This is a genomic window from Nonomuraea deserti (assembly GCF_004348685.1).
In the GTDB taxonomy this organism is placed as follows: Bacteria; Actinomycetota; Actinomycetes; order Streptosporangiales; family Streptosporangiaceae; genus Nonomuraea; species Nonomuraea deserti.
This window is the reverse complement of record NZ_SMKO01000204.1, coordinates 1-19,478: the sequence shown is the minus strand read 5'-3', so window position 1 is coordinate 19,478 and position 19,478 is coordinate 1. Positions and strand designations below refer to the sequence as shown.

Annotated in this window: 23 protein-coding genes; 13 read left to right on the top strand and 10 right to left on the bottom strand. The window is 71.5% G+C overall.

Annotation, left to right across the window (positions count from 1 at the left end; translation table 11 throughout):
* Nucleotides 1-17: 17 nt before the first annotated feature.
* A complete protein-coding gene (locus tag E1292_RS51810; RefSeq protein ID WP_165975022.1) occupies nt 18-179 on the bottom strand; it encodes a hypothetical protein in 162 nt (53 codons plus the stop codon).
* Nucleotides 176-1,807 carry a sodium:solute symporter family protein gene (locus tag E1292_RS42440; protein WP_246090718.1) on the bottom strand — a complete coding sequence of 544 codons (1,632 nt, stop codon included), beginning with the start codon at nt 1,805-1,807 and terminating at the stop codon, nt 176-178. Before E1292_RS42440 ends, E1292_RS51810 begins: the two co-directional genes overlap by 4 nt.
* A gap of 85 nt (nt 1,808-1,892) precedes the next feature.
* On the opposite strand from E1292_RS42440, the gene E1292_RS42435 reads away from it, so the two are divergent.
* Nucleotides 1,893-2,675, top strand: a complete 783-nt coding sequence (locus E1292_RS42435) for a putative hydro-lyase (protein ID WP_220447328.1) — start codon at nt 1,893-1,895, stop codon at nt 2,673-2,675.
* Here the strand turns inward: E1292_RS42435 and E1292_RS42430 are convergent.
* The 3 genes from E1292_RS42430 to E1292_RS42420 form a co-directional block, all read right to left on the bottom strand.
* The gene (locus E1292_RS42430; protein WP_132605054.1) at nt 2,635-3,252 is read right to left on the bottom strand and encodes a P-loop nucleotide/nucleoside kinase family protein; all 618 of its coding nucleotides are present in this window, start codon (nt 3,250-3,252) and stop codon (nt 2,635-2,637) included. The genes E1292_RS42435 and E1292_RS42430 overlap by 41 nt on opposite strands.
* A gap of 143 nt (nt 3,253-3,395) precedes the next feature.
* Nucleotides 3,396-3,785 carry a PPOX class F420-dependent oxidoreductase gene (locus E1292_RS42425; protein WP_181958389.1) on the bottom strand — a complete coding sequence of 130 codons (390 nt, stop codon included), beginning with the start codon at nt 3,783-3,785 and terminating at the stop codon, nt 3,396-3,398.
* Between the two features lie 34 nt (nt 3,786-3,819).
* Entirely contained in the window at nt 3,820-4,740 is a 921-nt protein-coding gene (locus tag E1292_RS42420; RefSeq protein WP_132605052.1) for a phosphotriesterase family protein, read from the bottom strand.
* Between the two features lie 148 nt (nt 4,741-4,888).
* Between E1292_RS42420 and E1292_RS42415 the strand changes: the two genes are divergently transcribed.
* Together E1292_RS42415 and E1292_RS42410 are read left to right on the top strand one after the other, a co-directional pair.
* A complete protein-coding gene (locus tag E1292_RS42415) occupies nt 4,889-5,350 on the top strand; it encodes a TIGR02611 family protein (RefSeq protein WP_132605050.1) in 462 nt (153 codons plus the stop codon).
* Nucleotides 5,351-5,397: 47 nt separating this feature from the next.
* Nucleotides 5,398-6,372, top strand: coding sequence for a TolB family protein (locus tag E1292_RS42410; protein ID WP_132605048.1), 975 nt, complete (start codon nt 5,398-5,400; stop codon nt 6,370-6,372).
* Here E1292_RS42410 and E1292_RS42405 read toward each other — a convergent pair.
* Nucleotides 6,367-6,687 carry a GroES family chaperonin gene (locus E1292_RS42405; protein ID WP_181958388.1) on the bottom strand — a complete coding sequence of 107 codons (321 nt, stop codon included), beginning with the start codon at nt 6,685-6,687 and terminating at the stop codon, nt 6,367-6,369. The genes E1292_RS42410 and E1292_RS42405 overlap by 6 nt on opposite strands.
* Nucleotides 6,688-6,787: 100 nt before the next feature.
* Here E1292_RS42405 and E1292_RS42400 point away from each other — a divergent pair, with 100 nt between their 5' ends.
* Nucleotides 6,788-7,351 (top strand): DUF1349 domain-containing protein, encoded by a 564-nt coding sequence (locus tag E1292_RS42400; RefSeq protein ID WP_132605046.1) that lies wholly within the window; start codon nt 6,788-6,790, stop codon nt 7,349-7,351.
* Between the two features lie 122 nt (nt 7,352-7,473).
* A complete protein-coding gene (locus tag E1292_RS42395) occupies nt 7,474-8,727 on the top strand; it encodes an ArgE/DapE family deacylase (protein ID WP_132605044.1) in 1,254 nt (417 codons plus the stop codon).
* A 16-nt stretch (nt 8,728-8,743) separates the two neighbouring features.
* Here the strand turns inward: E1292_RS42395 and E1292_RS42390 are convergent, their stop codons facing one another.
* Nucleotides 8,744-9,751: an ABC transporter substrate-binding protein gene (locus E1292_RS42390; protein WP_132605042.1), complete on the bottom strand. Its 1,008-nt coding sequence runs from the start codon at nt 9,749-9,751 to the stop codon at nt 8,744-8,746.
* 87 nt (nt 9,752-9,838) lie between these two features.
* Between E1292_RS42390 and E1292_RS42385 the strand changes: the two genes are divergently transcribed.
* Genes E1292_RS42385 through E1292_RS42375 form a run of 3 tightly spaced genes read left to right on the top strand, consistent with a single transcriptional unit; the run spans nt 9,839 to nt 12,749 of the window.
* Nucleotides 9,839-10,912: a FecCD family ABC transporter permease gene (locus tag E1292_RS42385; RefSeq protein ID WP_246090717.1), complete on the top strand. Its 1,074-nt coding sequence runs from the start codon at nt 9,839-9,841 to the stop codon at nt 10,910-10,912.
* The gene (locus E1292_RS42380; protein WP_132605040.1) at nt 10,909-11,916 is read left to right on the top strand and encodes a FecCD family ABC transporter permease; all 1,008 of its coding nucleotides are present in this window, start codon (nt 10,909-10,911) and stop codon (nt 11,914-11,916) included. Before E1292_RS42385 ends, E1292_RS42380 begins: the two co-directional genes overlap by 4 nt.
* 32 nt (nt 11,917-11,948) lie before the next feature.
* Entirely contained in the window at nt 11,949-12,749 is an 801-nt protein-coding gene (locus tag E1292_RS42375; RefSeq protein WP_220447327.1) for an ABC transporter ATP-binding protein, read from the top strand.
* A gap of 93 nt (nt 12,750-12,842) precedes the next feature.
* Here the strand turns inward: E1292_RS42375 and E1292_RS42370 are convergent, their stop codons facing one another.
* Nucleotides 12,843-15,272 (bottom strand): helicase-associated domain-containing protein, encoded by a 2,430-nt coding sequence (locus E1292_RS42370; RefSeq protein WP_132605036.1) that lies wholly within the window; start codon nt 15,270-15,272, stop codon nt 12,843-12,845.
* A gap of 80 nt (nt 15,273-15,352) precedes the next feature.
* A complete protein-coding gene (locus tag E1292_RS42365; RefSeq protein ID WP_132605034.1) occupies nt 15,353-15,856 on the bottom strand; it encodes an ATP-binding protein in 504 nt (167 codons plus the stop codon).
* Between the two features lie 177 nt (nt 15,857-16,033).
* On the opposite strand from E1292_RS42365, the gene E1292_RS42360 reads away from it, so the two are divergent.
* The 3 genes from E1292_RS42360 to E1292_RS42350 all read left to right on the top strand — a co-directional run bounded on the left by E1292_RS42360 (nt 16,034) and on the right by E1292_RS42350 (nt 17,483).
* A complete protein-coding gene (locus E1292_RS42360) occupies nt 16,034-16,900 on the top strand; it encodes a Sco1979 family transcriptional regulator (protein WP_500690532.1) in 867 nt (288 codons plus the stop codon).
* Nucleotides 16,901-17,137 (top strand): DUF397 domain-containing protein, encoded by a 237-nt coding sequence (locus E1292_RS42355; protein ID WP_043632079.1) that lies wholly within the window; start codon nt 16,901-16,903, stop codon nt 17,135-17,137. It abuts the gene before it with no gap.
* A gap of 88 nt (nt 17,138-17,225) precedes the next feature.
* Nucleotides 17,226-17,483, top strand: coding sequence for a hypothetical protein (locus E1292_RS42350; protein ID WP_132605032.1), 258 nt, complete (start codon nt 17,226-17,228; stop codon nt 17,481-17,483).
* A 13-nt stretch (nt 17,484-17,496) separates the two neighbouring features.
* Here E1292_RS42350 and E1292_RS42345 read toward each other — a convergent pair whose 3' ends face one another.
* Nucleotides 17,497-18,096 (bottom strand): histidine phosphatase family protein, encoded by a 600-nt coding sequence (locus tag E1292_RS42345; RefSeq protein ID WP_132605030.1) that lies wholly within the window; start codon nt 18,094-18,096, stop codon nt 17,497-17,499.
* Here E1292_RS42345 and E1292_RS51805 point away from each other — a divergent pair.
* Nucleotides 18,095-18,241 (top strand): hypothetical protein, encoded by a 147-nt coding sequence (locus E1292_RS51805; RefSeq protein WP_165975021.1) that lies wholly within the window; start codon nt 18,095-18,097, stop codon nt 18,239-18,241. The two genes, E1292_RS42345 and E1292_RS51805, sit on opposite strands and share 2 nt — an antisense overlap.
* A gap of 95 nt (nt 18,242-18,336) precedes the next feature.
* Nucleotides 18,337-19,194 (top strand): Gfo/Idh/MocA family protein, encoded by an 858-nt coding sequence (locus E1292_RS42340; RefSeq protein WP_132605028.1) that lies wholly within the window; start codon nt 18,337-18,339, stop codon nt 19,192-19,194.
* The last annotated feature ends 284 nt before the right edge of the window (nt 19,195-19,478 follow it).

The window sequence follows — 19,478 nt, the reverse complement described above, 5'->3', positions numbered from 1 at the left end:
GGCGGGCCGTGGAGGCGTCAGATCCGTCTGACGCGCGACCACACCACGAAGGCGCCGCCGAAGACGGCCATGGGCAGGCCCGTCCACAGGTTGACGGCGCTCCCGACGAGCCCGGCGACGATGAGGATCACGCCGTACAGCAGGAACAGCCCGCCGATCACGAGTCTGATGTCCGTCACAGGATCACTCCGTACATCACAGCGGCCAGCACGATCGCACCCGTGCCGAGCAGCACGGGCGAGCGGTACCACCGGGCGTCCCCGGCCAGCGCGTCGTCCTCCGCGTCGACGGCGGTGAGCCCGTAGACGAGGCCGCGCAGTTCCTCGACGGGTTTGGCCGTGGTGACCAGCGTGACCGCCACCGACACGATCACGTCCACGACGAAGGCGACGCCCGCGCCCCAGAAGCTCGCGTTCAGCTCGGTGCCGAAGTTCACGATCCCCGCCTTGTACGCGATGTAGGACACGAAGGCCGCCGCCGTTCCGGCCAGCAGCCCCCAGAAGCCCGCCCACGGCGTCATCCGCCGCCAGAACAGCCCGATGATGAACGTCGCGAACAGCGGCGCGTTGAAGAACGAGAACAGCGCCTGCAGGTAGTTCATGATGTTGGTGTAACCGGCCGCGATGAACGCCGTCCCGACGCCCAGCGCCACGCCCGCGACCGTCGCGATCCGGCCCACCCGCAGGTAGTAGCCGTCGTCGCGCTCCTTGCGCACGTGCGCCTGCCAGATGTCGTTGGTGAACACGGTGTTGAAGCCGCTGATGTTGGCCGCCATGCCCGCCATGAACGACGCCAGCAGCCCGGTCACCGCGACGCCCAGCACGCCGTTCGGCAGCAGGTCGCGCATGAGCAGGGGGATCGCGTTGTTGTAGTCCTGCCCCTCGCCCCAGCCGTTGAAGAGCACCAGCGCGATCATGCCCGGCAGCACCGTGACCAGCGGGATGAACAACTTCGGGTACGCGGCGATGATGGGCGTGAGCCGCGACGCGTTCGTGTTCCGCGCCGACAGGGCCCGCTGCACCTCGGCGAAGTTCGTGGTCCAGTAGCCGAACGACAACACGAACCCGAGCCCGAACACGATGCCGATCCAGTGTGCCTGCATCGGGTTCTCGCCGGCCGTGCCCGCCCAGGTGTGCAGGCCACCCTCGCCGAGGGAGCTCTGCCGCACCTTGTCGGCCAGGCCGGAGACGCCGCCCACCTTGATCAGCCCGAGCACGGTCAGCGGGATCAGGCCGGCGAGGATCACGAAGAACTGCAGCACCTCGTTATAGATCGCCGAGGAGAGCCCGCCGAGCGTGATGTACGCCAGCACGATCACCGCCGACACCACCACCGACACCGGCAGCGGCCAGCCCAGCAGCGCCTCCATGACGATGGCCAGCGCGTAGAGGTTCACCCCCGCGATGAGCACCTGCGCGACCGCGAACGTGATCGCGTTGAGCAGCTGCGTGGCCCCGTTGAAGCGCCTGCGCAGGAACTCGGGCACGCTGCGGACCTTGGAACGGTAGTAGAAGGGCATCATCACGATGCCGAGGAACACCATGGCGGGGACCGCGCCGATCCAGTAGTAGTGCACGGTCATCGCGCCGTACTGCACGCCGTTGGCCGCCATGCCGAGGATCTCGATGGCGCCTAAGTTCGCCGACACGAACGCGAGGCCGGTGACCCACGCGGGTAAGCCGCGACCGGCCAGGAAGAAGTCGAGGCTGGAGCTGATCCGCTTACGGGCGGCGAGGCCGATGCCGAGCACGGTGGCGAAGTAGATGGCGATCAGAACGTAGTCGAGGAGGTTCACATCTAGCCGCACCGCCACCCGCTACCCCGGAAATTCACAACATCACGTGGCGAGCGCGGTGATGGACCGAGGTGCGCGGTGGTCATAACGTCAAGAGGTGGACGTCGCCGACCTGAGTCCCGCACAGGCGCGAGAGCGCTTCCGCGCCGGCGAGCGGGTGCCCACCGCGGGCTGGTGCCGGGGCTGGACGCAGGCCAACCTCATCGCCGTGCCCGAGCGGCTCGGCTACGACCTGCTGCTGTTCGCGCACCTCAACCCGCAGGCGTGCCCGGTCCTCGACGTGGGGGAGCCGGGGGCCCGGTCCACGCGACTGTTCCCCGGCGACCTGCGTACCGACCTGCCCGGCTACCGGCTCTACCGCGACGGCGCGGCGGTCGCCGACCTCGACGACGTGGTGGCCGAGTGGCGCGACGACCTGGTGCCGTTCCTCATCGGCTGCAGCTTCACCTTCGAACGGGCGCTGCTGGCCGCCGGGGTGCCGGTGCGGCACCTGGAGCTGGGGACGAACGTGCCGATGTACGTCACCGGCGTCGCCTGCGAGGCCGTGGGCAGCCTGTCGGGGCCGCTGGTCGTCTCGATGCGCCCGGTGCCGGAGGACCGGGTGCGGACCGCCGTCGAGGTGAGCGGCCGCTATCCGATGGTGCACGGCGCACCCGTGCACGTGGGTGACCCCGCGGCGATCGGGATCGGCGACCTGGCCAGGCCCGACTTCGGCGACCCCGTGGAGGTGCGGGCGGGGGAGACGCCGGTGTTCTGGGCGTGCGGCGTGACGCCTCAGGCGGCGGTGATGGCCAGCGGGGTCGAGTACGCGATCGGCCACCTGCCGGGCCACATGGCGATCATGGACGCGCGGGACGACGACTATCGGGTGACCTCGTGAACCCTGCGCGCGCCCTCGCCGGTATCCCCGCCGCCGTGAGCTGCTCCGCGATCGGCGGCGCGCCGCTGCGGTTGTCGATCTCCAGGTGGGACACGACGGGCGGCTCGTCCACCCGGATGTCGCGCAGGTAGGCGTCGAACGCCGCCAGCTTGCCCGCGTCGCGCGCGAACCCCCGGGCCGTGAGCCGCTCGCGCAGCGTCGCGCCGTCGGACCGGACCCACAGCAGCCGCACCGGCGGCCCGCCCAGCTCCGCCACCCACCCCGCCCACCGCGCCGAGTCGTGCACCTGCGTGGTGAACGGGCCGTCGAGCAGCACCGGGCAGCCGTGACCGCGGATCTGCCTGGCGGTCCTGGTCAGGCCGGCGTATTCGAAGCGCTTGACGTTCTCGTCGTACCAGGGGCCCTCGCGCTCGCCGTCGGGCCTGCCGTGGCCGGGCAGGACCCGCGCCACGAAGTCGCCGTAGACGGTGTCCTTGTCGAGCAGGGCGGGCACCGGGTCGAGCCGGGCGAGCAGCGCGGCGGCCACCGAGGACTTGCCCGCGCCCGGCGGCCCGCTGACCACCCACACCGTGACCATACGGTCACCTTAGGGGCGGGTACGCGGATCGGCGTACGCGGGTGCCCCGGGCTGGGCGGACGACCATCCGGGCGGTCGCGGCCAGACTCCTGCCATGCCGGCCATCCGCCCAGGCATCGCGTGATCCCGATCCTGGCGAGCTTTCACACCGTCCGGCTTCTCCGCGGCCCGTCCACACCCCACGAAATGATCTTGGTGGGGGTGATCCGGATGATCTCCCTCGAGAAGAACGCCACGGGGGGCTCGTGGTCCGTCAGGGCCTCGGCGGTGCCGCGGATCTCGATGCCCCGTGGCACCCAGGGGTCCACCGTGGCCAGGTCGTCCACGACGAACGCGACCGTGCTGCCCGCCTGGATGTTCCGGAACTTCTTCGACTCGCCGAGGGCGTGCCCGCCGATGGTGATCGTGCCGGTGGCGGCGTCGACGAAGAAGCCGGTCGGATTGTTCTGCACCTGCCCGTCTGGCGCGACCGTGGCCAGGCGGCCGATGCGCTGCGTGGACAGGTAGTCAAGTTCCGCTTGAGTGAAGATCATGCACAGCAGTCTGCAACCTTGACATAGGTGGAGGTCAAGTCAGGCCGGAGGTCAGCCAGCGCAGCGGGTTGTCGTGCGTGATCAGGCGAATGGTGTCCTCGCCTGTGCCCGCGTCGCGCAGGCGCGGCAGCAGGTCGTGGAAGAGGTGGGCGTAGCCGGGCCCGCCGTACTTGCGCGTCTGCGCCACCCGGCTCAGCCCGGTGCTGAGGAGGAGGCGGTCCGCGAGGCCGTCCTCGATCAGGCCGAGCGCGATCCTGGCCGCCTGGTCGGGGCCGTGCCGCCGGGCGAGGCCGAGCACGCCGAGGCTCACGTACGCGCCCGCTTCGGCGATCTTCCTGGCGGCGGCCGGCTCGGCCCCCGCGTAGCCGACGGCCACCCGGGAACCCGGCAGGTTCTGGCCGAGCAGGATCTCCAGCACGGACAGCGCGTTCCTGCCGTGCGTGGCGACCGGCAGGCGTGAGCGGATCGAGGCGCGGGCGGCGGCGACCAGGAAACGTTCCTCCCGGGGGGTGGGTTCGGCGCCCCAGCAGCCGACCTCGCCGATCACGCCGGGGAAGACGCCCGTGCCGTCCACGCCGCTGGAGATCTCCTCCATGAGCAGGCCGGTGAGCGCGTCCACGTCAGCGTCGCCGACGGTCGTGTACGGCTCGGCGAACAGGCCGGTCGAGGCGATCACCGCCACCCGGCTGCCCGCCGCGACCCGGGCCAGGGTGCCGGCGTCGCGGCCCATGCCCAGGCACGTCAGGTCGACCGCCAGGGAGAGCCCGCCGGACTGCCGCAGCTCGCGCAGCTCCGCGGTGACGGTGGCCTCCTCGTCGAGCCACCGGTGCGGGTCGGAGTCGATGCCGACCGCCCAGCGCATGTCGGTGCGCAGGTGTTCGTGGGGGAGTACGGCGCCCTCGATGGAGGCCGCGCGTACAGGGCCGGTGACAGTGCGGAGCAATACGTCGGGCATAGCAGACATTAACCGATATTTGCCCGTGGGAGCCTGCTCCAGCAGGAGATTTTACCCATATGCGGGTTTGGTGATTTGCTGGTCGTCTGCAAGTGTGGCTGAAGGCAGCGCCGTATCCTGGGGGGCATACCAACTGCCGGGGGGAAATGTGACGATTCAGAACTCCGACACCGGCGACGCCGACGTGATCAAACGACGGGCCGCCGATCGGTCCGGCATGCCCGGCCGGCGCAGGGGGATCCAGGGCTGGCTGGACGGCATCCGCTCGACCCGTACGGGCGCGCTGACGCTGAAGATCGTGGTCGGCGTGATCGGGACGGTCATGGTGGTCGGCGGGCTGATCATGGTGCCGTTCCCCGGGCCGGGGTGGCTGGTCGTGTTCGCCGGGCTGGCGGTGCTGGCCACCGAGTTCCACTGGGCGCACAAGGTGCTGGAGTTCGGCAAGCGCGTGTTGCACGCCTGGACGGAGTGGTACAAACGGCAGGGCTGGACGGTGCGCATCATCGTGCTCGCCGTGACCCTGGCCGCGGCCGGGGTGATCGTCTATCTCGGCCTGCGCACGGTCGGCTTCGACGTCATCCGGTTCGCGCTGAGCTACGTACATACCTAGTCGGCATCACGCCGGAAAACCCGCGGTTTCGTGCCTATCCTGCGGGCGTGATCGCCACCATCGCCATCGCACTGTCCCTGACGTTCCCCGCCCCCCTCGCGGCGTCGCCCGCGCCGGCCGCAGCCCCGCCCGCACGGGCAGCCGTACGGGCAGATCTGGAGCTCCCCGGCACCGGCGGCATGAAATATCGCGAACAAGCGGGCGATCCCGTACGGCTCACCGCCTACGGCCTCGGCACCCGGGACACCTATCTGAGAAACACCACCGGCAACGCCTTCGCCCGGCAGAAGGCCCTCTCCGAGGTGTCGGTCGCGCCCGGCGGACGCCTGGCGGCGGGGGTGCCCACGGCGTACCGATCGGGCCACGACGCGCTCCTCGTCACCGACCGCGCCACCGGCGAGACCACCACGATCCGCACGGTCAAGAGACCCATGACCGCCTCCTACGCCTCCTGGTCCCGCGACGGCAAGAAGATCGCGCTCACGGTCGAGCAGAAGGTGGGCGGCACGTGGCGGGTGCTCGGGTTCGCGGTCGTGGACGTGGCCGCCAAGACCGCCCGCACGGTCAGGATCGCGGGCCTGAGCGCGAACGCCGGCTACTGGTGGAGCCCCGACGGCCATCTCGTGTCCAGGCACGGCACCGGCCTGCGCGTCCATCGGGCGTCCGACGGAGCGGTCGTGCGCACTTATGCGGACGCGGGCCCGCCGACCGGCCCCGAGGACGCCTTCTCCCCGTCGGGCAAGCGGCTGGCCACGTGGTGCCCCAAACGTATCGAGGAACAGCTCTGCCTGCTCGACCCCGCCACAGGAAAGATCGCCGGGCGGGTCGGCGCGGCGCCGCGTGCGGTGTGGGGCTGGTGGGACGACGAGCATGTCATCGCCGTCCTCGCGCACGAGGACGCCTATCGCCTGGCGGTGCTCGACCTCAAGGGCAAGGTCACCCGCGTGCTGGCGGACGTGCCCGCCAGGACGTGGGACGCCGACCTCTGGCTCTCCTTCGTCAGGACGTCGCCGGCGTCATAGATAGAGGCCGGTGCCGTGGTCGGTCTCCTGGGTGGCCACCGCGTGCAGGTCGCGCTCGCGCATCACCAGATAGACCCGCGCGTGCACCTCGACCTCGGACTGGTCCTCCGGGTTGAACAGCACCTTGTCGCCGACCTTGACCGAGCGCACGTTCGTGCCGACGCCGCAGACCTCGCCCCAGGCCAGGCGGTTGGCCATCTTGACCGTCGCGGGGATGACGATCCCGGAGCCGCTGCGCCGCTCCCCGGCCTCCTGCTCCATACTGATCATGACCCGGTCGTGCAGCATCTGAATCTCGAACTTGGGCTCTTCCACAGGCCCAAGTTTACGAGCCGCCGGACGTCCGATCTCCAGGTCCGCCGTCCCCGGCCCCTGGACGCTTACCGGGACGCCCGGACCGTGGCAGGATTACGTCATGATCACGGCCTTCGGTGAGACCGGCTGGCAATGGCTCAACCCTCCCCGCGAATGGACCGCCGACGACGGCTTGAGCCTCTTCTGCGATCCCGCCACCGACATGTGGCGCCAGACCCACTACGGCTACACTTACGACAGCGCCCACATGTTCGGCCGCACCCTCCCCGGCGACCTGCTGCTCTCCGTCACGTTCAACGGTGACTACGCCGAGCAGTACGACCAGGCGGGCGCCGTGCTGAGGATCGACGAGCACCACTGGATCAAGGCCGGCGTAGAGTACGTCGACGGCGGCTTCCATCTCAGCACGGTCGTGACCAGGGAGTTCTCCGACTGGTCGGTGCTGCCGCTCGGACGCGCGGCGCAGCGGGTGACGTTCACCCTCGAGCGCGCCGGCGACGCGGTCACCGTACGCTACGGCCTCGACGGCGACCCGCCGGAGGCCATGCTGCGCCTGGCTTACTTCCCGCCCGGCAGGCCCGCGATGGCCGGCGCCATGGCCGCCGCCCCCGCCGGCAAGGGCTTCGCCGTGCGCTTCGGCGACGTGCGGGCCGAGGGCTGCTGAACGCCGCTCACGGGAAGGCGGCGAACACCCGGAGGCGAACACCCCGAGGCGAACACCCGGAGGCGAAACCCCGAAGCGAACACCGCGAACAGGACAACGCGGGCGGCGTGCGACAATGCAGCGTGCACGACGTAGAAGCCCGCGTACTCGACGCCATCGACGCGGCGGAGACGGTCGACTTGCTGGCGGAAGCCGTGAGGGTCCCCAGCGTCACCGGCACCGACGCCGAATCCGACCTCCAGCACCACTACGCCCGCCTGCTCGCCGGCACGGGCATGGACGTTGACGTGTGGAAGCTGGACCTCGCCGACCTCAGCGACCGTCCCGGCTTCCCCGGCACCGAGGCCCCGCGAACCGAGGGGTACGGCGTGGTGGCCGTGACCGAGGGGGAGGGCGCCCCCGCGCTGGCGCTCCAGGGCCACGTCGACGTCGTCCCCACCGGCGACCTGGCCAGGTGGGAGGGCAGCGACCCGTTCGCCGCCAGGATCAGCGGCGACGTGCTGCACGGCAGGGGCGCGTGCGACATGAAGGCCGGGCTCGTCGCCAACCTGGCCGTGGCCAGGGCGATCCACCGGGCCGGGATCCGGCTGGTCAGGCCGCTGGCCGTGCACTGCGTGATCAGCGAGGAGGACGGCGGGCTGGGCGCGTTCGCCACCCTGGCCAGGGGCCACACGGCCGAGGCCGCGGTCATCAGCGAGCCCACCAGCGGCGCGGTCATCACCGCCAACGCCGGGGCGCTGACGTTCCGGCTGGAGATCGCCGGGCTGGCCGCCCACGGCGCCACCCGCCAGGAGGGCGTCAACGCGGTCGAGGTGTTCTGGCCGGTGTTCGAGGCGATCAGGCGGCTGGAGGCGGCGCGCAACAGCGACGTGCCCGAGCTGTTCCGCGGCACCGCGCTGCCGTACCCGATCGAGATCGGCACCGTGCGCGCCGGAGACTGGGCCAGCACCGTGCCCGACCTGCTGGTCGCGGAGGGGCGGCTCGGGGTGCGGCTGGACGAGGACCCGGTCGCGGCGCGCGCGGCGTTCGAGGAGGCGGTCGCGGAGGTCGCGCACCCCTGGCTGCGGGCCCACCCGCCGGTGGTGACGTGGCCGGGCGGGCAGTTCGCCAGCGGCCGGCTGCCCGCGGGGCACGAGCTGCTCGGCGAGGTGCGCCGGGCGGTCGCCGACACGACGGGCGGCCTGCCGGTGGAGTCGGCGGCGCCGTACGGCAGCGACCTGCGCCTGTACACGGCGGGCGGCATCCCGACGCTGCACTACGGCCCCGGAGACGTGCGGTTCGCGCACGCCCCCAGGGAGCAGGTCGCGCTGGGCGAGCTGCTGGACGTCACGCGCGCGCTGGCCCTGCTCGCGGTGCGCCGCTGCGGAGTGCGCTGACCCCGAGCGCGGCGAGCTAGCCGAGCGGGCGGGCCTTTTTCAGGTTCGCCACCAGCTCCTCGAGGAACGCCGCGTACCCCTGGTAGCTGAAGGCCACCTCCGCGCGCCACGGGTAGAACTGGCCGGCCTCGACCGCGGGCAGCTTGGTGAAGGTGGGCTTCTTCAGCATCTCCTCCGGCTTGAGCGACTGGGTGCGCGTGTCGTAGAGGATCACGTCGGCGTCGTAGGTGTCGGCGTTCTCCCAGCTCAAGGTCTGGAAGAAGCCGCCCTCGTCCACCTTCGACGGCGTGACGACGTCGAGTCCGGCCGTGGTGAGGTGCACGATGTCCGGATATTCGGGCGGGTTGACCACCCACATCTGGTCGGGGCCGCCGGACATCATGAGGATCTTGAGGTCCTTGAACTGCGCCAGCTCCTTGGTGGCGGCCTCCATGCGGGCCTTGGCCTCGGGCACGCCCCGGAGGTCGGCGCCGAGCGACGTGGCGAGCTCCTCGTACTTGCCGATCACCTCGGTGGCGCTCTTGCCGGTGAGCATGATGCCCGCGGTCGGGGCGACCTGCTCGATGGCGTCCTTGGACTTCTCGGGCACGTACCAGAGGGCGCCCTTGACGTACATGCTGCTGACCAGGAGTTCGGGCTGGAGGGAGATGTACTTCTCGACGTTGAACTCGTCCCACACGTTGCCCAGGCCCTCGACCTTGGTGATGTCGACGTTGCCGGCCTGCGGGTCCTTGGCGCCGTCCTTGAGCTTGTGGGGGCCGAAGACGGCGATGGGGCGCACGCCGAAGTCCCAAAGGGCGGCGGCCGCGCCCACCTGGGCGACGATCCTGGCAGGCGGCCGGGCCAGCTCCAGCTTCTTGCCGCGGTCGTCGGTGAACGACCAGCCCTGGCCCGCCGACGCGGGGGAGCCCGCCGCGGTGGGCGCCGTCCCCGTGCCGCCGCCGCACGCCGCGAGTGTCAGGGCCGCCGCGAGGCCTGCCGTGGCCGACAGGAAGCCCCTGCGCGGCAGTACGGGTCCTGACATCTCCATCTCCTCAGTGGTTAGGCTTGCCTTGTTCACAGGCCATTAGATTAGCCTTGCCTAAGTTTGACCGCTACGAGAGGGGGCCGGGTGCGTCCGGCTGAGGAGACGGCCGTCCCGGTCGCCGGGGCCGGTGGGGACGCCGGCGCCGCCCGCGACCGCAGGGGCCGCCCCGCGATCCTGGCCACCGGGCTGGTCGTCGCGGTGGGGGTGCTCGCACTGACGGCGATGGCCAGCGTGGCGCTGGGCGCGCGCGGCGTGTCGTTCGGCACGGTGATCGACGCCTTTCTGGCCCCTGACGGCTCCAACGACCACACGGTCATCCGCGAGCTGCGCGTCCCGCGCACGCTGCTCGGCATCGGCGTGGGCGCCACCCTGGGGCTGGCGGGCGCGCTTATGCAGAGCCTGACGCGCAATCCGCTCGCCGACCCCGGTCTGCTGGGCATCAACGAGGGCGCCGCGCTCGGCGTCACGCTGGCGCTCGGCCTGTTCGGGCTCTCCGACCCCGCCGTCTACGTGTGGTTCGCGTTCGGCGGGGCCGCGCTGGCCTCCGCCGCCGTCTACGCCCTCGCCTCCTCCGGCCGCTCCGGCTCCAGCCCGGTACGCCTGACGCTCGCGGGCGTCGCGTTCGGCATGGTGTGCACCGCGATCGCCTCGGCCATCCTGCGCATGGACTCCCAGACCTTCGACCGCATGCGGTTCTGGCTGACCGGCTCGCTGGCCGGGCAGACGGCCGACACGCTGGTGCGGCTGGCGCCGTTCATGGCGGCCGGCCTGGTGCTCGGCCTGATGCTGGCCCGGCCGCTCAACACGCTCGCGCTCGGCGACGACGCGGGCAAGGCGCTCGGCGTCGCCGTCAACCGCACCAGGATCCTCACCGGGGTCGCGGTCACGCTGCTGTGCGGCGCGGCCACCGCCGCCGCAGGGCCGCTCTGGTTCGTCGGGCTGATCGTGCCGCACGCCGTGCGCGCGGTGGTGGGGCCCGACCAGCGGTGGGTGCTGCCGTACTCGGCGCTGGCCGCGCCGGTGCTGCTGCTGGCGGCCGACGTGGCAGGCCGGCTCATCGCGCGGCCGGGAGAGGTGCAGGTGGGCATCGTGTGGGCGGTGATCGGCCCGCCGATCTTCATCATGCTGGCCAGGCGGAGGCGGGTGGCGGCGCTGTGACCATCCGCGTCGGATCCTGGTCCGTACGGCTCGCGCCCCGCGCCCTGCTCGTCGGCGCCGCGCTGATCGTGCTCGCCTGCGCGGTGACCGTGGCGGCCCTGGCGACGGGCGAGTACACGGTGCCCGTCCCTGACGTCGTCACCGCGGTGTTCGGCCAGGGCACGCCGGTCGCCGAGATGATCGTCGGCAAGCTCCGCGCCCCGCGGGTGGTGACGGGGCTGCTGGTGGGGGCGGCGTTCGGGCTGAGCGGCGCGATCTTCCAGAGCCTCACCAGGAACCCGCTGGGCAGCCCCGACTTCATCGGCTTCACGGCCGGGGCCTCGACCGGCGGCATCATCGCGGTGGTCGCCGGCGGCTCGGCCATGACGATCGCCGGCGGCGCGCTGGCGGGCTGCGTGGTCACCGCCGTGCTGGTCTACGCGCTGGCCTACCGCGGCGGCGTGCAGGGCTACCGCCTGGTGCTGGTCGGCATCGGGGCGAACGCGCTGCTGCTCGCGGTCAACTCGTACCTGCTGACCCGGGCGAACATCAACGACGCCGCCTCCGCGGGCGCCTGGCTGACGGGCAGCCTGAGCGGGCGCGGTTGGGATCACGCGAGGCCCGTGGCGCTGGCGCTGGCCGTGCTGCTGCCCGTGAGCGCGTACGTGTCGCGGCCCATGCGGATGATCGAGATGGGTGACGACGCGGCCAGGGCCATGGGCATCAGGGTCGAGGCCGTGCGCGCGGTGGCCATCGCGGCGGGGGTGCTGCTGTCCGGGGTGGCCACGGCCGCGGCCGGGCCCGTCATCTTCGTCGCGCTCGCCGCGCCGCAGCTGGCCCGGCGGCTCACCCGCTCGCCCGGCGTGACGATGGGCGCCTCGGCGCTGACCGGCGCCGTCCTGCTGACGGCCGCCGACCTGGCCGCGCAGCGGCTGCTGGCCCCCACGCAGCTGCCCGTCGGCGTGCTGACCGCCGCCATCGGCGGCACCTACCTCGCCCTGCTCCTGCGAAAGGACCGCCACTGATGGCCACCGCCCCGGCGAAAGGATCTCCGCAGATGGCCTCCCGCCTGTCCGGCACCAGCCTCACCCTCGCGTACGACCAGCGCGTCGTGGCCGCGGACCTGAACGTGTCGATCCCCGACGAGTCCTTCACCGTGATCATCGGCCCCAACGCCTGCGGCAAGTCCACCCTGCTGCGGGCGCTGGCCAGGATGCTCAAGCCCAGGACGGGCGCCGTGCACCTCGACGGGAGCGTCATCACCGCCCTGCCGTCGAAGGAGGTGGCCAGGCGGCTCGGCCTGCTCCCGCAGACCTCGATCGTGCCCGACGGCATCACCGTGGCCGACCTGGTGGCCCGCGGCCGCTACCCGCACCAGCGGCTCATGCGGCAGTGGTCGAGGGCCGACGAGAGAGCGGTGAGCGAGGCCATGCGCGCCACCGACGTGACCGAGCTCGGCGACCGGATCGTGGACGAGCTGTCGGGAGGCCAGCGGCAGCGGGTGTGGCTGGCCATGGCGCTGGCGCAGGAGACGCCGATCCTGCTGCTGGACGAGCCCACGACGTTCCTGGACATCTCCCACCAGATCGAGGTGCTCGACCTCTGCGCCGACCTGCACGAGGCGGGGCGGACCATGGTGGCCGTGCTGCACGACCTGAACCAGGCCTGCCGGTACGCGACCCACCTGATCGTGATGCGCGGCGGGGAGATCGTGGCCGAGGGGGAGCCCCGCGACGTCGTCACGCCGGAGCTGGTGCGGCAGGTGTTCGACCTGCGATGCGAGATCATCCAGGACCCGCAGACGGCCACGCCGCTGATCGTCCCGGAGGCCCGCCGCCGCGTCACCGCCTCCGCCTGACGCGCACCTACCGGCGCCATCGGCGCCTGACGCGCACCTTCAGCGGCCACCGCCGCCGCCCGGCGCGCGCCGTCGCTGTCACGGCGCGCACCGTCAGTACGCGCCCCTGACCTCGACGATCTCGGCGAGGGGGAACTCCAGGTAATCGCCTGCCTCCTCGCACCACGCGTCGAGGGCGCCGCCCTTGAGCTCGCCGTGGCTGATCGTGGCGGTCAGCCCGTCGGTGAGCGTGATGCCGGCGCGCACGCCGCGGTCGACCACGAACCCGAGCAGCGACTGCTGGGCCGTCGGCAGCCTGGTGGCCATCCGGCCGATGACCGCCCAGGTGCGGCCGCTCGAGCCGGCGTCGGCCCGGCTGGCGGCGATCAGGCGGCGGGCGTGCTCGAAGGGGTCGGGCAGCGGTTCGGCCAGCATGTAGGGGGGCGCTTCGAGCTCGGTGATGCCGGTGAAGTCGGACAGCTCGGCCACCTGGCCGCCGGGCAGCAGGATCAGCTTGCCGTTGTGCGGCTCCTCCAGGTGGGTGGACCTGGCCCGGTGGATGGTGATCTCGCCGGTGTCGGCCACGGGCACGGGGGAGTAGCCGACCTCGCGCAGCGCGGCAAGGGTGCGCTCCGCGGGCGCGGCGCTGACCAGCACCGTGGGGGCGAGCAGCCGCAGGCCCAGCTTGCCCAGCCGCCGGTGGGCGGCGATCTCGGCCAGCAGCGTCGGGTCGGCGGCCTGGACGACGCAGCCGACCGTGGTGACCGTCACCTCGCCGTGCCGGCGCGCGGTGTCGCGCACGAGGTATTCCAGCGGCTGGGGGATGGTGCCGACCCCGGCCAGCTCGTCGAGCAGCTCGTCGGGTTCGTGGCCGCGGTCGAGCGCCCGGCGCACGCTCTCCGTGGTGAACCGCCACACCGAGGCGGCGCCCCGCGACTCGCGCTCGGCGGTCCGGTCGAGCAGCTCCGCCAGCTCGGCCGACGGCGGGCCGGTCACGACCGCGGTGAGGTCGGGGCCGAACAGGGCGCTCCTGCGTACGCTCGCCAGCGCCCTCGTGGCCGCCTCGGACAGCACCGGGTCGTGCTCGACCATGGGCACGGCGGCGTCGTTCTCGTCGCCCGGCCGGGCGGTCAGGCCCGCCAGCGCCCGGCCCAGGTCGGTGAGCGCGTTGTTGGCCAGCAGCCCCAGCAGCCGGGCCTCGTCGAGCACGGCGGGGGCGCATTCCCGCAGCAGCTCCAGGTCGATCAGCGGCGCGTGCCAGTGCACGCTGCCCATGAGGCTGTCGCGGCCGGCGAACGCCGTGCCGGCGGGCAGATGGGCCAGCACCGACAGCACGGCCCTGCGGACCCTGGCCACCGCGCTGCCGGTGGGGTCGTCGCCGAGCACGGTGCCGTACTTGCCGTCGACCCTGCGCAGCGACGAGCGCTCCATGCGCCACCACGCCGACAGCAGCACCCTGAGCCTGGCCGAGCCCTCGTCGAGCCGCCACCGGTCGTAGCGCTCGGTGGGGATCATGCCGCCGGACTGCTCGTCCCAGGCCAGCAGCCTGGCCACCGCGCAGATCTCCAGCAGCAGCCGCGTCTCGTCCTCGTCGCAGCCGGTCTCCTTGGCGATCCTGCGTACCTCGCGCACGCCCACGCCGCCGGTCTTGAGCAGCGGCAGCGGCGTCTTCGCGGTGTTGTCCAGCAGGGCCGCGCACCGCTCCACCACGTGCGGCGCGGCCAGCGTCATCAGGTGGTCGACCTCTTCTGGGTCGACCGGGATGGTGGCCACCTCGGGCGACTCGGGTGTGTAGGGCGGGTGGTAGCCGGGGCCGCGCAGGCAGATCGCCACCTCGCGGGGGATCTCGGCGACGTGCCAGCTCGGCCGGAACAGCATGCCGTGGTCGGCGCACCACTTCTCCGGCGTGCCGGGGGTGACGAAGCGGCCTCCGTCGACGTTGAGCGTGGGGCCCTCCCAGGCGAACCGGTCGAGCAGCGGGACGGTGCCCTCGGGGGCCTGGGGCAACATCGCCCGGACCCGCTCGCCGTCACCGAGAGCCTCGGTGACGCGGGCGATCGCGCGGCGTTTGTTGCCCTGCGCGGGCAGGCCGAGGTTGCGGGCCAGCGCGTGCAGCGCGTCGTTGCTGATCGTCCAGGAGTTGAGGTAGTGGTCGAGCGGCTCGCCCAGGCTCAGCGGCGCCGACCACCAGCGCGTCACGCCCTCGGCCAGATGGATCACGCCGTCGTCGCCGGGCCAGGCCAGCGCGTGGTCGTAGAGGTGCTCGAGCCAGGGGGTCACGTCGTCGACCCGGGCGTCGACGAAGGCCGCCAGCCGGTCGGCCGTGGGACGGCTCATGGCCAGGGCCGCCTCGGCCAGTTGCAGGCAGGGGAGCGGGAGCCTCCGCAGGGTCTCCATGACGGCGAAGCCGTTGCCCAGTCGCTGGGCCAGGGTGTCGAGCCGCCGTGGCCAGGGCGCGGCGATGGCGTCAGGCCTGTTGGCCAGGACGCGGCCGAGCCGGTCTTCCTCTAGTGTTCGCAGCCAGCCGAGCAGGTGATCTTCCATCTGTCAGCACTCTCATGGGGTCGCGCGCAAGGGACTCACCGTGAGCCATGACCATCCACGGTAATGCAGATCACTCCCGGTCAGGAGAGGACTGCCCAGACGATCTTTCCGTGAGGTGCGAGTGCGGACCAGCCCCAGCGGAGGCTGAGTGATTCGACGATGTGGAGTCCGAGGCCGCCGGTGTCAAGGGGCCCAGGGTATCGCAGCACCGGCACCGATGACCCTGGATCGGTGAATGCGCTGGTCACGAGCGGCCCGCGGCGCACCAGGGACATGTGGACGGCGCGTTCGCGCCGTGGGTCGTCGAGGCAGAGGCCGTGGCGGAGGGCGTTGGTGGCCAGCTCGGAGACCACCAGTTCCATGTTCTCGATGAGTTCGGTCAGGCCCCACCCGGTCAGGACGCCGGCGCCGAAGCTGCGGGCCGAGTGGACCGAGGAGGCGGTTGGCGGCAGCACGAACGTGGCGCTCGTCGACGGGCCAGGGGCCAGGAGATCGCGGGCCGCCTCCGGCCACCAGCCGACCGGAGGCCACCAATCGAACGTCGTCCACTGGCCGGGCGCCGTGGTGGATTGCACGTAGATCATTCTGCGTCAAACTCTCGTGCAACTGCAAGAGCGAATGCACGTGCAGACAACACGTGCACGCGCTACGGTTTCCCTCAAAAGGTCAATATGGGGGAAAGGGGATCTTGTCCGCGGCCCATGATCTTTGGGCCGTGAAGTGACAGACTGAGTCGCAAGGAAACGACCAAGGAGCAGCACGTGTCCATTGATCCGCCCGGTTCCGGCTCGACCGTTCGGCGCATCATGCTGGGGGCGAGCCTCAGGCGCCTGCGTGAAACCAGCGGTCTGGACCGTGCTCAGGCCGGATTTCACATCCGGGCGTCCGAGTCCAAGATCAGCCGCATGGAGCTCGGGCGCGTCGGCTTCAAGACACGTGACGTGGAAGACCTGCTCACCCTGTACGGCGTCGTCGACGATGCCGAGCGCCGTGCCCTGCTGGAGATGGTTCGCGAGGCCAACACCCCCGGGTGGTGGCACAAGTACTCGGCGGAGTTGCCGTCGTGGTTCACCACGTACGTGGGTCTGGAGGAGGCCGCCAGCGTGATCCGCACCTATGAGGTGCAGTTCGTGCCGGGCCTGCTGCAGACGGCCGCGTATGCGCGTTCGGTCTTCCAGCTTGGCAACCCCGATGCGAGTCCGGAGAGAATCGAGCGCCGCGTGCACATGCGCATGCAGCGCCAGGAGCGCTTCACGCAGAAGGACGGGCCCCGGCTGTGGGCCGTCGTCGACGAGGCGGCGCTCAAGAGGACCATCGGCGGGCGGGAGGTCATGGCCGAGCAGCTCCAGCATCTGCTGGAAGTCGCTGCCCTTCCCAACATCACCCTTCAGGTGATGCCCTTCAGGTTCGGCAAGCATGCCGCTGAAGGGGGCGCGTTCAGCATCTTGCGGTTTCCCGAGTCCGACTTGTCGGACGTTGTCTACGTCGAGCAGCTCTGGGGTGCCCTGTACCTGGACAAGCGTGAGGACATCGATCCGTATCTCACGGCTATGGAGCAACTGTGCGTGGAGAGCACCACGCCAGGGGGCACCGTCGAGCTCATCGGCGGTCTTCTCAGAAAGATGTAGATGAACCAGACCTACAACGGCATGCCCGCGGCGGACCTGACCCAGGTCGCCTGGCGCAAGAGCCGCTACAGCAACTCGCAGGGCAACTGCGTGGAGCTCGCGGAGCTTCCCGATGGAGGGATCGCGGTGCGCAACTCGCGTTTCCCCGACGGCCCTGCCCTCATCTATACCCGCGACGAGATCCGGGCCCTGGTGCTCGGGGTGAAGGACGGAGAGTTCGACGGACTGCTCGTGTAACACCGTGTTCACCTCCGGCTCGCCCGCTTAACGGGGGCGAGCCGGAGGTGTAACCGCCCTGCCTCCCGCCGGGGTGAGGATCGGGGCCATGCTCGACCAGATGACGTTGTACCCGATCGCCGACGACGTGTTGTTCGCGCCGGGCGGCAAGGTCGTGATCCGCACCTACGGCGTGGCACCCGCCGCGGCGGGCGCCTCCGTCTCCTACCGGACGTGGGTGACCGGCATCCGCGACCAGCCGAGGTACTGGCACTGGGGTCATTTCGAGGACGCCGCCGCCGGGCACCGCAGGGTCCTGGAGTGGCTCACCGGGCGCGGCCCGCGCCCTTCCCCGGCGCCGGCCTGACCGCCGGGCCCGGTCAGGACGCCTGGAGGCAGTCGACCGGGGCGTTCCACGCCATGAGCACCGGCTCGGCGTGCTCGAAGCCGAGCCGCGAGTAGGTGCCCGTGTCGAGCTTGAACAGCCGCCCCTCCGCGGGGCCGAGCCCCAGCCAGCGGGCGGCCAGGACGCGCAGGAAGTGGCCGTGCGCCACCAGCGCCACCCGTCCCTCCGCGGCGCGCGCCCGTTCGATCACCCGGTCGGCGCGGGCGGCGACCTGGGCGGCGCTCTCCCCCGGATGCTCGGCGTCGCCGGGGATCACCCCGTCGCGCCACAGATACCACCCGGGGCGGTTCTCGCGGATCTCGGGCGTGGTGATGCCCTCGTAACCGCCGTAGTCCCACTCCCACAGGTCGGCGTCCACCTGGTAGCCGTTGAGCCCGGCCAGGTCCGCCGTGCGCCGCGCGCGCTGGGCGGGCGAGACCAGCACGAGGCCGAACTCGCGCCCCTTGACCAGCGGCGCCAGCGCCCTGGCCTGCTCCTCGCCGTCGCCGATCAGCGGCAGGTCGGTGCGGCCGGTGTGCTTGCCTGCCTGGCTCCACTCTGTCGCGCCGTGCCGGAGCAGCAGCATCTCGTCCATGCAGTCCATCATCCGGTACGGCCCGTCGCGGCGCGGCGTCAGGTGGCGAGCTCTCCGCCGACGGGGTGAGGACGGGCAGCTCGTGGTGCGGGACGACATACGAAAGGTCGGCCGCGGCCTGGATCCCCAGTGGTGGACGTTCTGATGAAGGCGTCATTTGGGGTGGAATGGGAGCCTAGGACGCTACTAGACGGTTAGATGTTCAATAGTGCGGTTTTGTAGAGGCCTTAGGAGGGGCGCATGGAGCCGGTGGCCGTCGGGCTGGTCGGAGCGGGGCCATGGGCGGAGAGGGCGCACGCGCCGATGCTGGCCAGAGGGCCGCACACGCGGCTGGCCGGGGTGTGGGCCCGCAGGCCCGAAGCGGCCGCCCGGTTCGGCGCGCCGGTGTTCGAGCGGGTCGAGGAACTGTTCGACGTCTGCGAGGCCGTCGCGTTCTGCGTGCCGCCCGCCGTCCAGGCCGAGATCGGCGTCCGCGCCGCCCGCGCGGGCAAGGCGCTGCTGCTGGAGAAGCCGCTGGCCGACTCGCTCGAAGGCGCCGAGCGTCTGGCAGGCGCCGTGGCGGAGGCGGGCGTCGCCTCCCAGATGGTGCTCACCATGCGGTACGCCACCCAGACCCGTATCTTCCTCGCCCGGTGCGCCGAGATCGAGGCGTTCGGCGGCCACGCCACCAACATCTGCGGCGTCCTCCTGGGCAACCACCACTTCGCCACCCCGTGGCGGCTCGAACGCGGAGCGCTCCTGGACGTCGGTCCGCACGTCATCGACCTGTTGGACGCCGCGCTCGGCCGGGTGACCGGCGTGCGCGCGCACGGCAACCCGCTCGGCTGGACCGGGCTGCTGCTGGAGCACGAGAACGGCGCCGTCAGCGAGGCGTCCCTGTGCATGACCGCGGTCGGCGACCTGCCCCCGTCGTCTTACGCCGTGTACGGCCGCACCGGCAACGCCGTGTTGCTGCCGTTCGACGACGACCCCCTCGAGAACGTCGCCGCCGAGTTCGCGGAGACCGTGCGCAACGGCGGCGGCCACCCGCTCGACGCCGCCCACGGGCTCCGGCTCCAGCGGATCATCGCCGAGGCGGAGGCCCAACTGGCCCCTTGACGCCCGGCGCCATCGGGGGATTGATAGCGTTTGTCCGACGCGCAGCGTTGCAGCGAAGTCCGGTGCGAATCCGGCGCTGTCCCGCAACTGTCATAGCCAGGTCGCCTGCCGCTGCGCCGACGTCATCAACCCTCGTGGAAAAGGGTGATCCGTCGCTTTATGCGGGTCTCTCGGTTCCGACAGTGTGAAAGGACTACTCGTGAGGCCCGTACGAACGGCCTTCGCGGGCGCGCTGCTGGGAACGCTCGTCCTGGCCGGCTGTGGCCAGGACGAGCGTTCCCAGC